The sequence below is a fragment of the Clostridium celatum genome (assembly GCF_021412605.1).
In the GTDB taxonomy this organism is placed as follows: Bacteria; Bacillota; Clostridia; order Clostridiales; family Clostridiaceae; genus Clostridium; species Clostridium celatum.
Window position 1 is genome coordinate 99,027 of the sequence record NZ_JAJKGM010000003.1, and the last position, 13,723, is coordinate 112,749.

At 28.0% G+C, this 13,723-nt stretch carries 10 protein-coding genes and 1 other RNA gene; all 11 read left to right on the top strand.

Going from position 1 to position 13,723, the window contains the following annotated elements:
* The first annotated feature begins 3 nt into the window (after positions 1-3).
* The 11 genes from LPC13_RS02370 to LPC13_RS02420 all read left to right on the top strand — a co-directional run bounded on the left by LPC13_RS02370 (position 4) and on the right by LPC13_RS02420 (position 13,678).
* Positions 4-1,431 carry a glycoside hydrolase family 32 protein gene (locus LPC13_RS02370; protein ID WP_234088519.1) on the top strand — a complete coding sequence of 476 codons (1,428 nt, stop codon included), beginning with the start codon at positions 4-6 and terminating at the stop codon, positions 1,429-1,431.
* 442 nt (positions 1,432-1,873) lie between these two features.
* Positions 1,874-3,208, top strand: coding sequence for a magnesium transporter (mgtE, locus tag LPC13_RS02375; RefSeq protein ID WP_195244960.1), 1,335 nt, complete (start codon positions 1,874-1,876; stop codon positions 3,206-3,208).
* Positions 3,209-3,311: 103 nt separating this feature from the next.
* Complete coding sequence (locus LPC13_RS02380; RefSeq protein WP_005211606.1) at positions 3,312-3,989, top strand: response regulator transcription factor; 678 nt, start codon at positions 3,312-3,314, stop codon at positions 3,987-3,989.
* On the top strand, positions 3,979-5,391 hold the full coding sequence (locus tag LPC13_RS02385) for a HAMP domain-containing sensor histidine kinase (RefSeq protein ID WP_234088521.1): 1,413 nt from the start codon (positions 3,979-3,981) through the stop codon (positions 5,389-5,391). Before LPC13_RS02380 ends, LPC13_RS02385 begins: the two co-directional genes overlap by 11 nt.
* Before the next feature lie 438 nt (positions 5,392-5,829).
* Positions 5,830-6,184, top strand: a transfer-messenger RNA (tmRNA) gene (gene ssrA, locus LPC13_RS02390).
* A gap of 304 nt (positions 6,185-6,488) precedes the next feature.
* Positions 6,489-6,977, top strand: a complete 489-nt coding sequence (locus LPC13_RS02395) for a hypothetical protein (RefSeq protein WP_005211602.1) — start codon at positions 6,489-6,491, stop codon at positions 6,975-6,977.
* Positions 6,965-7,585: a hypothetical protein gene (locus tag LPC13_RS02400; protein ID WP_234088524.1), complete on the top strand. Its 621-nt coding sequence runs from the start codon at positions 6,965-6,967 to the stop codon at positions 7,583-7,585. The genes LPC13_RS02395 and LPC13_RS02400 overlap by 13 nt, the downstream gene beginning before the upstream one ends.
* A 12-nt stretch (positions 7,586-7,597) precedes the next feature.
* On the top strand, positions 7,598-8,521 hold the full coding sequence (locus LPC13_RS02405) for a hypothetical protein (RefSeq protein WP_234088526.1): 924 nt from the start codon (positions 7,598-7,600) through the stop codon (positions 8,519-8,521).
* Positions 8,522-8,896: 375 nt separating this feature from the next.
* Entirely contained in the window at positions 8,897-10,768 is a 1,872-nt protein-coding gene (locus LPC13_RS02410) for an N-6 DNA methylase (protein WP_234088528.1), read from the top strand.
* Positions 10,769-10,923: 155 nt separating this feature from the next.
* Entirely contained in the window at positions 10,924-12,480 is a 1,557-nt protein-coding gene (locus tag LPC13_RS02415; RefSeq protein ID WP_005211592.1) for a type I restriction-modification system subunit M, read from the top strand.
* A gap of 1 nt (position 12,481) precedes the next feature.
* Positions 12,482-13,678, top strand: a complete 1,197-nt coding sequence (locus tag LPC13_RS02420) for a restriction endonuclease subunit S (RefSeq protein ID WP_005211590.1) — start codon at positions 12,482-12,484, stop codon at positions 13,676-13,678.
* Positions 13,679-13,723: the final 45 nt, after the last annotated feature.

Below are 13,723 nucleotides of genomic sequence, written 5' to 3' on the forward strand. Positions count from 1 at the left end.
TTTATGTTAAGAAAAGAGTTCGATAAGCAAATAAAGGACTGTATGGACAGAAATTTAGAGGCTGTAAAAAATGATAAATGGAGAAATAAGTATCATATAATGGCTCCAATAGGTTGGATAAATGATCCAAATGGATTATGTGAATTTAATGGAGAGTATCACTGTTTCTATCAATATTCACCACTTACTCCAATGGGAGGATTAAAATTCTGGGGTCAATATACATCTAAGGATTTAGTTAATTGGGAAGATAGAGGGGTAGCTCTTTATCCAGATATAGCTGAAGATAAAGATGGTGTTTATTCAGGTTCTGCATTTGTGAAAGATGATACAGTTTATTTCTTTTATACAGGGAATGTTAAACATGCAGGAGAGCATGATTATATTTTAACTGGAAGAGAACAAAATGTTATACTTGTAACTAGTAAAGATGGAGTTAACTTTTCAGAAAAGACAGTAGTGCTTAGAAATGAAGATTTCCCAAGTAATATGTCACTTCATGTTAGAGATCCTAAAGTTTGGGAAGAAGATGGAGTTTATTACATGGTATTAGGTGCTAGAACTGTTGATGATAAAGGTTGTATTTTATTATATAAATCAAAAGACCTTTATAATTGGGAGTTTAATTCAATACCAGCAGGCGAAAGAGATGATATGGGATATATGTGGGAATGTCCAGATACATTTAAACTAGAAGGTAAAGATGTATTTATGTTTTCACCACAAGGAATAGATGCAGAAGGTTATAAGTATAATAATGTATATCAAAGTGGATATGCTGTTGGAAACTTTGACGAGGGTAAAAAGCATTTAGAACTTGGAGACTTCATTGAGATAGATAGAGGATTTGATTTCTATGCACCACAAACATTTGAAGATAGCAAGAATAGAAGAATAATGATAGGATGGATGGGAGTTCCAGATGCAGTTATACATAGGAATCCAACTATAGATAACTTTTGGCAACATGCATTAACTATTCCAAGAGAATTAATTTTAAAAAATGATAAAATATATCAAGTACCAGTTATTGAATTAGAAACTTTAAGAAAAGGTGAAGCTTACAAGGCTGAAGTTTCTTTAGAAGAAGGAAAAACTTTAGAAATATTCGAAAACAATACTTTTGAGTTAAATATTGATTTAAAGAATTGTAATGACTTTAGAGTTTCATTAAGAGAAGATTGTGTACTTTCATTTAAAGATGGAGTATTCAAATTAGAACTTGGAAAATCAGGTTATGGAAGAGCTATGAGAGCTGTGGAAATTAATTCTATAGATTCTTTAAAAATATTCTCTGATAATTCTATTTTAGAGATATTCCTAAATGATGGAGAAGAGGTATTTACTACTAGAATTTATAATGATTCAATAGATAAGTGCCTAAAGCTTGAAGGAACAGGAACTGCTTTAATAGAAAAGTGGAATTTGTAAAAAAGTATTCATAAAATCAATATTCATAAAATAAATATTGATAATACTAATTTAATATATATAATGAAAATAAAGGGATTCTAATTGTTTTAAACTTTTACCACCAATAGGAGTTTAGCATTTGGGAAATCAGTATCATTTTCAACAAAAATGAATAGTATATATTAGTTAAGTAAAAGAGATGGTAAGGCTTATGAAAGTGCATAGGTCTTATCATTTTTTTTGGTTTAATATAAAAACTCATAATTTCTCCATAATTGTTTTATATAATTTGAAAGTAGATTATTTTAGGAGAGTGATTATATGGACGATATACCCTTAGGAATTAAAAAAATAGATAAATTAAATAGGTTAAGTAGTTCATATATAGCAGAGATTGGTTAATTATCGTTAGTTTTTATTATGTAATTTTGTTATATATGAGCTTTATAAGGAGGCAATTATGACAAAAGAATTATTAAAAATTATTGAGTACAAAAATATGGGGCAATTAAGTCAAGAACTGCAAAAAATGAATCCTGTAGATATAGCAAAAAGTATGGAATTATTAGATGATAAATCTTTGCTAGTAGTTTTTAGACTTTTAACTAAAGATACTTCTGTAGAAGTGTTTTCATATTTAGATAAAAAATCACAGCAAAAGATTATAGAATTAATTACAGATAATGAATTAAAAGATATAATTGAAAATTTATTCTTAGATGATACAGTAGATATAATAGAAGAATTACCAGCTAATATAGTAGGAAAAGTAATTTTAAATACTTCATTAGAAAAAAGACAGTTAATAAATCAATTTTTAAAGTACAAAGAGGATTCTGCCGGAGCTATTATGACTATAGAGTTTGTAGATTTTAAGGAGCAGATGACTATAAAAGAAGCTATAAATCATACTAGAAAAATAGGTATAAATAAAGAGTCGTTAGATAACTGTTTTATAATAAATAAAGAAAGAGTATTAAAAGGGGTTATATCCTTAAAAGATTTAATTTTAAGTAATGAAGAAATGTTAGTTTCGCAGGTGATGGACACAAATATAGTTTCTGTTAAAACATCGGAAGATCAAGAAAATGTAGCAGCCTTGTTCAAAACATATGATTTATTATCTATGCCTGTAGTAGACAATGAAAATAGATTAGTTGGAATTATAACTGTAGATGATATTGTAGATATTATTGAACAAGAAAATACTGAGGATTTTCAAAAAATGGCTGGGATAGAGCCAAATGAAGAGCCATACTTAAAAACACCAATTTTAAAGTTAGCAAAAAATAGAATAATATGGTTGCTTGTATTAATGATATCAGCAACATTTACTGGAGCAATAATTCAAGGTTTTGAAGAAGTTCTACAATCAGTAGTTATATTGGCATCATTTATACCTATGCTAATGGATACTGGTGGTAATTCAGGGTCTCAATCATCAACATTAATTATAAGAGGACTAGCATTAGGTGAAATAACTACAAAAGACTTTTTTAAAGTAATATTTAAAGAATTTAGAGTAAGTATAGTAGTAGCAACAGTTTTGGCAGTGGTAAATTTCCTGAGATTATATATCTTTACTAGTGCAGATATTATGATTTCATTTACAGTATGTATAAGTTTATTTTTTACTGTTGTATTAGCTAAGGTTGTAGGGGGAATTTTACCTATAATATCAAAAAAATTAAATTTAGATCCGGCAATAATGGCAAGCCCTCTTATTACAACAATAGTAGATGCTTTTGCATTAATAGTATATTTTGGCTTTGCTAAAATATTTTTAGGAATATAAAATTTACAAAGAGTTGTTATAAAAAATATTTTATGCAACTCTTTAAGTGTTTTTATGAATAATATTATTGTAATATTAAATTATAAATTTTTAGGAGGATATTATGATAAGCATATTAATAGTTGATGATGAAAAGAAAATATGTGAATTTATAAAAGCTTTTTTAGATAATGAAGGATACTATACAGAAGTTGCTTATGATGGAAAAAGTGCTATAGATAAATTTAATTCAAAGAAATATAATTTAATAATATTAGATAGAATGATTCCAGATATAAGTGGAGAAAAAATATGTGAATATATAAGAAGGGGATCTGATGTTCCAATAGTTATGTTGACAGCAAAAATAGAAGATGAAGATAAAATAGATGGATTTAAATTAGGGTGTGATGATTATATTTGCAAGCCGTTCAATATAAATGAATTAATATTAAGAATAAAGGCTATTTTAAAAAGAAGCAATAATTTGAATGAAAAAGAAATTATAAGATATGATGATGAATTAGAAATAAACATGTCCTCTCATGAGGTTAAGGTTAGAGGTGAATATGTAAGTTTAACTAATACAGAATATAAGATATTACTTACATTAATAAATAATCCTAAGAAGATATATACGCGAGATAAATTATTAGAGAATGCTATTGATGGATATTATGAAAAAGGTGATAGAGCTATAGATAGTCATATAAAAAATTTACGCCAAAAATTAGAGATAGATTCAAGAAATCCAAGAATAATTCAAACTGTATATGGAGTTGGATATAGATTTGGATTATAAAAGTAAATTAAGATCAATAAATAGTAAGCTTATAATATCTTTCACTTTTATTATGATTGCAACTATTATAGCAATAAGATTTTTTGTAAATACAAGCTTTAAGGCTTCGTTTGAGAAGTATGTTGATGATAGTAATAAGACTGAAGTAGATCACTTATTAGATATTGATATTAAAAATATATATGTAAATAATGATTGGGATATTGAGTTAATAGAAAATTTAGGCGTAGATGCAATAAGAAAAGGAATTGCAATTGAGATATATGATGAGAGCAATGATAAAATATGGAGTGTATTTGAAGATGAAAAGGTGTTATCAGATATTACCTTAAGAAAAATAAGTAATAATATGCAAAGTATAGAACGAAAATGGGATGATTATTTTAAAGAGTATAAGGTTAATATTATCGATATAGATGGAAAGTTAGTTGGATATGCGTATATAGGTCATTATGCATCAACTTATTATATGGAAAATGATGTGGAACTTTTTAATGCTATCAATAAAATTATATTTATAATAGGAGTAATTTCTATAAGTAGCATTATAATAATTTCAATAATAATATCTAAATCTATAGCAAACCCTATTTCTAAAGTAGCAAAAATGACAAAAACCATAGAGCAAGGAAATTATAAAAAGGAATTAGAGTACAAAAGTAATATAAGAGAAGTTGATGATCTTATAGATTCTATAAATAAATTGGCCACTGCTTTAAATAAGCAAGAAAATTTAAGGAAACAATTAACTGGAGATATAGCACATGAGCTTAGAACACCATTAACAAGTGTTAAAGGTCATTTAGATGCAATTATTTTAGGAATTTGGGAACCTACAACTGAAAGGCTTGTTAGTATAAATGAAGAAGTAACAAGAATTTCAAAGCTTGTTGATGATTTAAGGAAATTAGCAAAGTTTGATAGTGGAAGAAATACTTTAGAAAAAGAAGTAGTAAACCTGAAAAATTATATAAGAAATATTACTTATAATTATGAGGGGAAAGCACTTGCTAAGAATATAATAATTAAATATCAATTAGAAGATTTAGAAGTTTTAATTGATAAAGAGAAATTTGCACAGGTAATAGTAAATATATTATCTAATGCTATCAAATATAATAAAGGAAATGGTCAAATACATATTAGAACTTTTATAAAAGATAATAATGTTAATTTATCAATTAAGGATAATGGAATTGGTATACCACAAGATGAGATAAGTAATATATTTGAACGATTTTATAGAGTAGATAAATCAAGAGGAAGTGTAAAAGGAATTGGCGTTGGACTTACAATATCCAAATCTATAATAAATGCTCATGGTGGGGATATAAAAGTTATTAGTAAAATAAATGAGGGATCAGAATTTATAATTATTTTACCTAAAGAAAATAGGAAATAAAGTTATAAACATTTATTGGGAAAAATGTTAATTAAAGTGTGAATTGTTTTTTAGTATGTGTGGATAAATTTTTATTTTAAAAATAAAGTAGAGCCTAGACTCCGGCGAAGGACAAACTAGGCTCTACAAATAATTAGCACTTTACGTACCAACTGCTTATTTAGAATAACATCTTTCGACAAATAGTGCAAGAACTTTATTTTAAAATATAAATAGTAAATATTAGAAATTTATAATAATAACAATTAGATAGTAAAGAAAAATAATTCTATTTACTTAAATTTTTCTTTATTACCTATATTATTGAGAGTTTGCTAATACTTTAATGGTATAGTTAAGTTGACAGTTAGAGAATCATGTTCTATAATAAAAACACGATATAAATTATCGTTTAAAAATTGAATAGGGAAAGCGTTTATGACCTATTTACCTTAACATGGGGGCGTTTTGGCTTCGACGGGGGTGTGATGGGTTTGATAAGCGGGCCGAGGGAAGCATGTGACCTCGATAATCAGGTATGCACTAAATATAAACGCAGAAGACAATTTTGCATTAGCAGCTTAATATAGCTTGCTCATCAGTCCAGGATGCCTACGTCTTGGGTAGCTGGTGTCATTGAAGTAGGGAACGAAGTCTAGCAAAGCTTTGAGCTAGAGGGGTATTTATGAAGCTAGGGAATTAGGAGTTTGTTTGTGAGCGAACTAAGGACCGAAATTTTAGTCACAAACTACGCTCGTAGAAAGTCAGGCTGGTCTGCTTTCGGACAGGGGTTCGATACCCCTCGCCTCCACCAAATAAGAACGCAAGTAAGGATACAATGGTAAAACCTTGAAATATCAAGGCTTGGCCATTGTATTTTGCTTTTTAAAGATAAATTTAAAACTGATTTTAATAGAGATTTTAGCCGTTTTTAGGTAATTTGAGTATTTGTGCACACCCCTTAGTGGAATTTTCACTAATGGGTGTACATTTTTACGCATAAAGGGGTAAGTATTAAAGAAAATAATAATATGAATAAAGCTATGGAAAAGAATACAAAAGTATAATATAATATATAGTGCTATATTATAAAGATATTAATTAGGAGGAGAGTTATTTTGAGGAATGATTATGCGAAGTTATTTGTAAATAAGTTAGATAATAAAATTGTAAAAGTAAAATATTCTCCAGAGCATGATGATTATTATAGTATTGTAAAAGAAAATTGTACCAAAGGCTATAGGCAGATAATTATTACCTCAAAGATTATGACATCTATTATTGAGGAGTATTTTTATACAAACTCATATAATATTACATCTATAGAGTTTATGGAAGATGATGTAACGTTAAAAAATGAAATTGATTCAATTTTAAGTAAGCTAAGATTAGAGAGAGCATATTTTGGGTTATTATTAGAAAAAATTAATTTTTTATCAGAAGAATCAGCTATTGATATTAGAAGTATTGAACTAAGGGGTAGAAATGATAAGAAAGAAGCAGTTAATATTTCATTACAAGTTAATGGTATAATTGGAATAAATAAAAAATGTTTTGAAGAAGAGTCAGAAATTCTTATTAAAAAGATTGAGAGGTGTCTAAGTTAATGGAGGCATCTTTATTCTTTATAATTGTAAAATGTGTACTTGCTCCTATAATTGCAGTATTTTTGGTGGATAAATGGAATTTGTTTAAGAGTATTACTTTTATACCCAATGATTATGTATTTGAATTTGGACTAGCTGCGTATTTAGGTTTTCTGGAGTGGTTATATGCTGGACTAGTATGGAAAATTAAAGAAAATGAAGCTAAGATTGAATGTTTATTTTACTGTAGTGGACAGCAAGAAAGTATTGAAAGTAATCCAGCTATTCAATTTAGAAATGAAGTTGCTTATATTAATGGTAAAATTAATGTTTCAGGAAAAGTAAAGAAGCTGTGCAAAAATAATGTTTTGATAACAATACCTAATTGGGTAGATATTCAAATAGATAGTTGTGATGATTTAATTGTGATAGAGAATAATGTTTGTAAAATTAAAATTGATAAAATTATCAATTTAAGAGGAGATACTATAGAAAGTACAAGTGTTAAATTTAAAATCGGATTGATAAAGAATTATTCCTCAAATCAAGAGTACTCAACAGTTATCCAGCCTAGCTTAGAAAAAAAGTTTGGCTATAAGTTTACATATAATAAATTTAATTTAAATTAATATGGAGGTAAAATGGTTACTACGAGATGGTCAGATAGTGAGAATAGCATTTTAGATAATGTTATTGAAAGGTTATTGCAAATTCCAGAAGATGATGAGATAGGGGAATCTATAGCATATGCTGATTGGAAAATTAATAAGAAATTTGATGGTAATCCTAAAATTACGCTTAACAATAGAGAAATTAGCTATAATCTAATAAAATATTCATATAATCAAATATCATCAGGAAATCAACCGATAGAGGATAGGACAATACCTAAAAATGGGTTTATAGTTGTTTATTCTAATGGGGTAGGGATTGGTTACATAATTAGTAGAAATTCAGACGGAATGAAATTGTTAAGAAAAATGTTAAAATATTCAGGGAGAAATGAAATTTCTAAAAATAGTTTTGATATAAAAAGTGATTTCTTTGTATGGTTGATTAGTAAAGTATATACTGGTGAAAATATTATTGAAACAGAAAGTGAGATGTTGGGAAATATTTCGCTTGATACAATAAAAGGATTTAAAGGTGATACAGAAGATTTATTAAATAAAGTTTCGGCAACTGGAGAATCAGTTATAAATATAATAAGTACACTATCATTTTTATTAGAAAGTAAAAATCTAAATCAAATAAAACTTGATTTAGAATATAGAAATCATGAAAACATAGAGTTAGTATTAACTAATAATGGTACTGTAACTACGGCTTTAGAAAGATATCAAGGTGAGTATGAGGAGTTTGATGAAGAAGAATTACTAGCCAAGTTATACTTATTAATATACATTGAAATTCTTCCGTTATTAGTACAAGCTTATAAAACCGATATAGATAATGATAATTGGAATTCACAAAAAAATATTGAATTTTTAAAGATGGTTGCAGCAGATTTATCACAAAAAGTAGAAACAAGGATAGATATGCTAGAAAAAACAAATGGTAAATAGTATTATTTGTTTGTTATAATAATTATTTAAATGGATAATAAATATGCCCTAATACATCACACGCTGAGACGGTTGTAAGGCTGATTAAGAAATAGCCTGGTATCAAAGGTTTAGCGGGTTTTTAGAAAATTTAATAGTGTGTTTTATGTTCCCTAAGACTACGGTCTTGGGGAATTTTTGCGTTAGGGGGTCTAACGATTACACGAAATTAAAATAGCGAATTTAAATATTAAAAGCTAGTAATTAAATTATTAAAATAAAGTATTGACATTGTTATTTTGTGGATGTATACTTAAAACATAAACAAAGAGATAAAAATTTTAAAGAAAACAAGTTAGTAATTAAATTATTAAAAAGAGGTAAGGAGATGTTAAAATGAAAAATGTTAAGAGAGTTATTGATGAAGTATTAGAGGTTCAAAGGGGGGCAATTAGTGTAGAGGAGTTAGATTCAAGTACAGCGATATTGTTATTAGTAGGTTATTGTTCTAACAATGATATTTCTGACAATGTAAATTTAGATGTGATTTTAAATAGTGTCGATATTAAAGCTGCTATTAAAGAAGCATTAGACAACATAGGTGAAGAAGTACAAGAAATAAGAAGTGCTGTATCATATTTAAATAATTTAAAATTATCAAGTGAAGAAATAGCTAAAATACTAGTGATATTGAAAAGTTCATTCTTTAATGCAGAACAATATAGAGATGCATTTGAATATATGTTAGGTAGTACAACAGAATTATCAGGAAAGATGGGAGTTGCGGGATCAACGCCAAATTTTATAAACAAATTAGCAGTTGAAATAGTGGAACCTAAAGATGGAGAGTTTTATGATGGAAATTTTGGAATAGGTGGAGATGCTTTTGAGGCATATAAGTTTGCAGCAAGTTATGGAAATGAGCTTAAAATTTATGGTCAAGAATTAGAGTTAAAAACATATTCAATAGCTTGCATAAGAATGTTTATTAATGGAATTAAATCAGCAGATATAAGAGTTGGAGATGTATTAATAAATCCGGTATTTAAAGAAGGGGAAAATACGATTAAGAAGTTTGACACTGTAATAATGAATCCACCATTTAGCATGATGTGGAAGGATAGAGAAAATGAAATATTAAATGATAAGTATGGAAGATTTATATATGGAACTCCAGGAGTATCAAGTGCTGATTGGTTATTTATATGTAGTGCATTAAAATCATTAAAAGAAAATGGAAAAGCTGTAATAATAACAACTCTTGGTGCATTATTTAGAGCTGGTGCAGAGGAAAGCTTAAGAAAGAAAATTATAGGATTTGATTATATTGAGTCAGTTATAGAGTTAGCAAGTGGATTATTTACTAATACTGCTATACCTTGTGCAATGATTGTATTTAATATGAATAAAAGTGAAGAAATGAAGAATAAGATACAATTCATAAATGCTGATGATATATATGAAAATGTAAGAAGGGGTAAGAATATTTTAAATGCTGAAAATATCAATACAATTTTAGATATCTATAGAAACAAAAAAGTTGTTGATGGTATTAGTTCAATAGTAGAGTTAAACAATATAGAAAATAGTAATATTCTACCAAGTAGAAATGTTGTTAGAACAGAGTTTGAATCTTCTGAATTTGGTAAGGTTAAGATTCATTTAGACAAGCTTAACACATCGAAAACATTAGGTGATATAGGAAGCTTTTTTAGAGGAATAAATGTTACTAGTAAGAACGTTCAAGATGCTAATGGTGAATATAAAATAATAAATCTTGCAGATATTAAAAATGGTAAGTTAGATGTAGAGTCTATGCCAAGGTATTCTATAGAAAATAATGCTAGAGTTGAAACTTACAAGGTTGAAGCAGGGGATATAATAATATCGAATAAGGGTGCAACTAAGATTTGTATCATTCCAGAACATGATGGAGATATTTTAATATCACAAAACTTTATTGGTATAAGATTAAAACAAGGTAATAATCCTCAATATATAAAAGAATTTTTAGAAAGTCCTATAGGTGAATATTTAATTGAAGGTAGAAAAACAGGAACAGCAGTAGCTATGATTAATGCGAAGGATTTAAAGGAGATACCTTTAATAGATATGAGTAGTGAAGAGCAAAATAGGATTATTAATGAATATATAGAAGAAGAGAAAAGTTTAAAAAGAGAGATGGAAGCACTTCAAGCTAAAATAGACAATCTTAAGTTTGATTTATATGATAAAATGAATATAAAAGATATTTTTGAAATAATATAAGTCAAAATCTATATTAGCCTTACTTAATGATAAGTAAGTTAAGTAAGGTTAAGTAGAATTAAGTGGAAAATCAATAATTTATAGATTTAAAAAATAAATTTTAAAATAATGATGATTATATCATAAGAAATTAGATAAAAAATGGAGGAAATGAAATGGCTAACAATAATGAACGTACAGAATTACATCGTACTATTTGGGCGATAGCAAATGACCTAAGAGGGAGTGTTGATGGTTGGGATTTTAAGCAATATGTTTTAGGAATGTTGTTTTATCGTTATATCTCAGAAAATATAACTAATACAATAAATGCAGATGAACATGAAGCGGGAAATACTGATTTTGATTATGCAAAGATTTCAGATGAAGAAGCAGCTGAAATAAAAGATGACTTAGTAAGTTTAAAAGGATTCTTCATTTATCCAAGTGAGCTTTTTGAAAATTTAAAAGAAAGAGCTAAGAATGATGAGGATCTTAATATAACTCTAGAAAAGATTTTTAGAGACATTGAAAATTCATCACAAGGAACAGAAAGTGAAGGAAGTTTTAAGGGCTTATTTGATGATATAGATGTAAATAGCAATAAGCTAGGAGCTACAGTTGCTAAGAGAAATGAAAATTTAGTAAAACTTATAAATGGTATTGCAGATATGAAGTTAGGAGATTATCAAGATAATACTATAGATGCATTTGGTGATGCTTATGAGTATTTAATGGCAATGTATGCTTCAAATGCAGGTAAAAGTGGTGGGGAGTATTACACACCACAAGAAGTATCAGAGCTTTTAACTAGGCTTACTATTGTAGGAAAAACAGAAGTAGATAAAGTATACGATCCAGCTGTTGGAAGTGGATCATTGCTATTAAATTTTGCTAAGATACTTGGAAAAGATAATGTAAGGCAAGGTTTTTATGGGCAAGAAGTAAATATTTCTACCTATAATCTTTGTAGGATTAATATGTTCTTGCATGATATTCCTTATGATAAGTTTGATATTGCACATGAAGATACGCTTATAAACCCACAACACTTAGATGATGGACCATTTGAAGCAATTGTATCTAATCCACCTTATTCAATTAAATGGGAAGGAGACAACAATCCATTACTTATAAATGATCCAAGATTTTCAGATGCCGGAGTATTAGCCCCAAAGTCTAAAGCGGACCTTGCATTTATTATGCATAGCTTATCTAGCCTATCAACTAATGGAACAGCAGCTATAGTTTGTTTCCCAGGGGTAATGTATAGAGGTGGAGCAGAGCAAAAAATAAGAAAATACTTAGTTAGCAATAATTTCGTAGATTGTATTATTCAGTTACCAGAAAACTTATTTTTTGGAACACCAATAGCAACTTGTATTATGGTACTTAAGAAATCAAAAACAGAAAATAAAACATTATTTATAGATGCTTCAAAAGAATTTATAAAAGTAACTAACAATAACAAGTTAACTGAAGATAATATAAAGAAAATAGTTGAGACATATGTAGAGAAAAAAGATAAGATAGAATATTTCTCAAAGCTTGTTAGAAATGAGGATATAGAAAAGGAAAATTATAATCTTTCAGTATCTACGTACGTAGAGCAAGAAGATACAAGAGAAATAATAGATATCGATGTTTTAAATGCTGAGATAAAAGAAATAGTATCAAGAGAAGCTTCATTACGTGATGAAATTGATAAAATTATTGCTGAAATAGAGGTGTAAAATGAGTAGATTAGAAGAACTGATAGAAGCAATGTGTCCAGACGGTGTGGAGTACAAGATGTTAAAAGATATATCAATAATGCAACGTGGAACAGCGGTAACTAAAAAAGATTTAAAAATTGGAGATATTCCGGTAATTTCTGGAGGGAAGGATCCTGCTTATTATTGTGATAAATACAATAGAGAGGGTGAAACAATAACTATTGCAGGAAGTGGGGCTAGTGCAGGGTATGTACAATATTGGAATATGCCTATTTGGGTGTGTGATGCTTTCTCGATAAAGGCAATAGATAACAATTATACAAAATATTTATTTTACTGTTTAACTAATATTCAAGAGTATATATATGGTACAAAAAAAGGTAGTGGGGTTCCACATGTATATATATCAAGTATTGATAAAGTAAAAATTCCAGTTCCGCCGATAGCTATACAAGAAGAAATTGTACGTATTTTAGATAGTTACACAGAACTTAAAACTAAGCTAATATCAGAGTTAACATCAGAGCTAGAAGCAAGACGTAAGCAATATGAATATTATAGGGATGAATTGTTTGGAAAAGATTGTGATGAAATGATAAATAGATGTTTAAAAAACAACATCAAAGTAATTACCCTAGAAGAGCTTGGGAAATTTACCAGAGGCAAAAGATTTGTGAGAAATGATATAAAAGAAGAAGGAGTTCCATGTATACATTATGGAGATTTATATACTTATTTTGGTGTAAGTGCCAAAAAAACTAAGTGCTTTTTAGATAAGGAATTATCTAAAAAAATGCGTTTTGCACATAAAGGTGATGTTGTTATTGTTCAAGCTGGAGAAAATGATATGGATATTGGAATTGGTGTTGCATGGATGGGAGATGAAGATGTTGTAGTGCATGATGCTTGTTATATATTTGAGCATAATATTAATCCGAAATATATTTCATACTATTTAAGAACTAATATTTACCATTTGCAAATAAAAAAATACGTTTCAATCGGGAAAATATGTTCTATTTCGGCACAAGGAATTGGAAAAGCATTAATTCCAATTCCATCACTTGAAGAACAACAGCGTATAGTAGATATTTTAGAGAAATATGATGTTATTTACAAGGGGATTAGTATAGAGATTCAAGCAGAAATTGAAGCAATACAAAAGCAATATGACTATTATAGAGATAAACTTTTGACTTTTAAGGGAAAGAATTAAGGATTATAAAAGGGGGATGTAATGCATTTAGCATTATTGATTGAT

Bases quoted from the DNA above. Each gene is read 5' to 3' on its own strand.
- LPC13_RS02370 (WP_234088519.1), top strand. From the start codon at position 4: ATGTTAAGAAAAGAGTTCGATAAGCAAATAAAGGACTGTATGGACAGA.
- mgtE (WP_195244960.1), top strand. From the start codon at position 1,874: ATGACAAAAGAATTATTAAAAATTATTGAGTACAAAAATATGGGGCAA.
- LPC13_RS02380 (WP_005211606.1), top strand. From the start codon at position 3,312: ATGATAAGCATATTAATAGTTGATGATGAAAAGAAAATATGTGAATTT.
- LPC13_RS02405 (WP_234088526.1), top strand. From the start codon at position 7,598: ATGGTTACTACGAGATGGTCAGATAGTGAGAATAGCATTTTAGATAAT.
- LPC13_RS02410 (WP_234088528.1), top strand. From the start codon at position 8,897: ATGAAAAATGTTAAGAGAGTTATTGATGAAGTATTAGAGGTTCAAAGG.
- LPC13_RS02415 (WP_005211592.1), top strand. From the start codon at position 10,924: ATGGCTAACAATAATGAACGTACAGAATTACATCGTACTATTTGGGCG.
- LPC13_RS02420 (WP_005211590.1), top strand. From the start codon at position 12,482: ATGAGTAGATTAGAAGAACTGATAGAAGCAATGTGTCCAGACGGTGTG.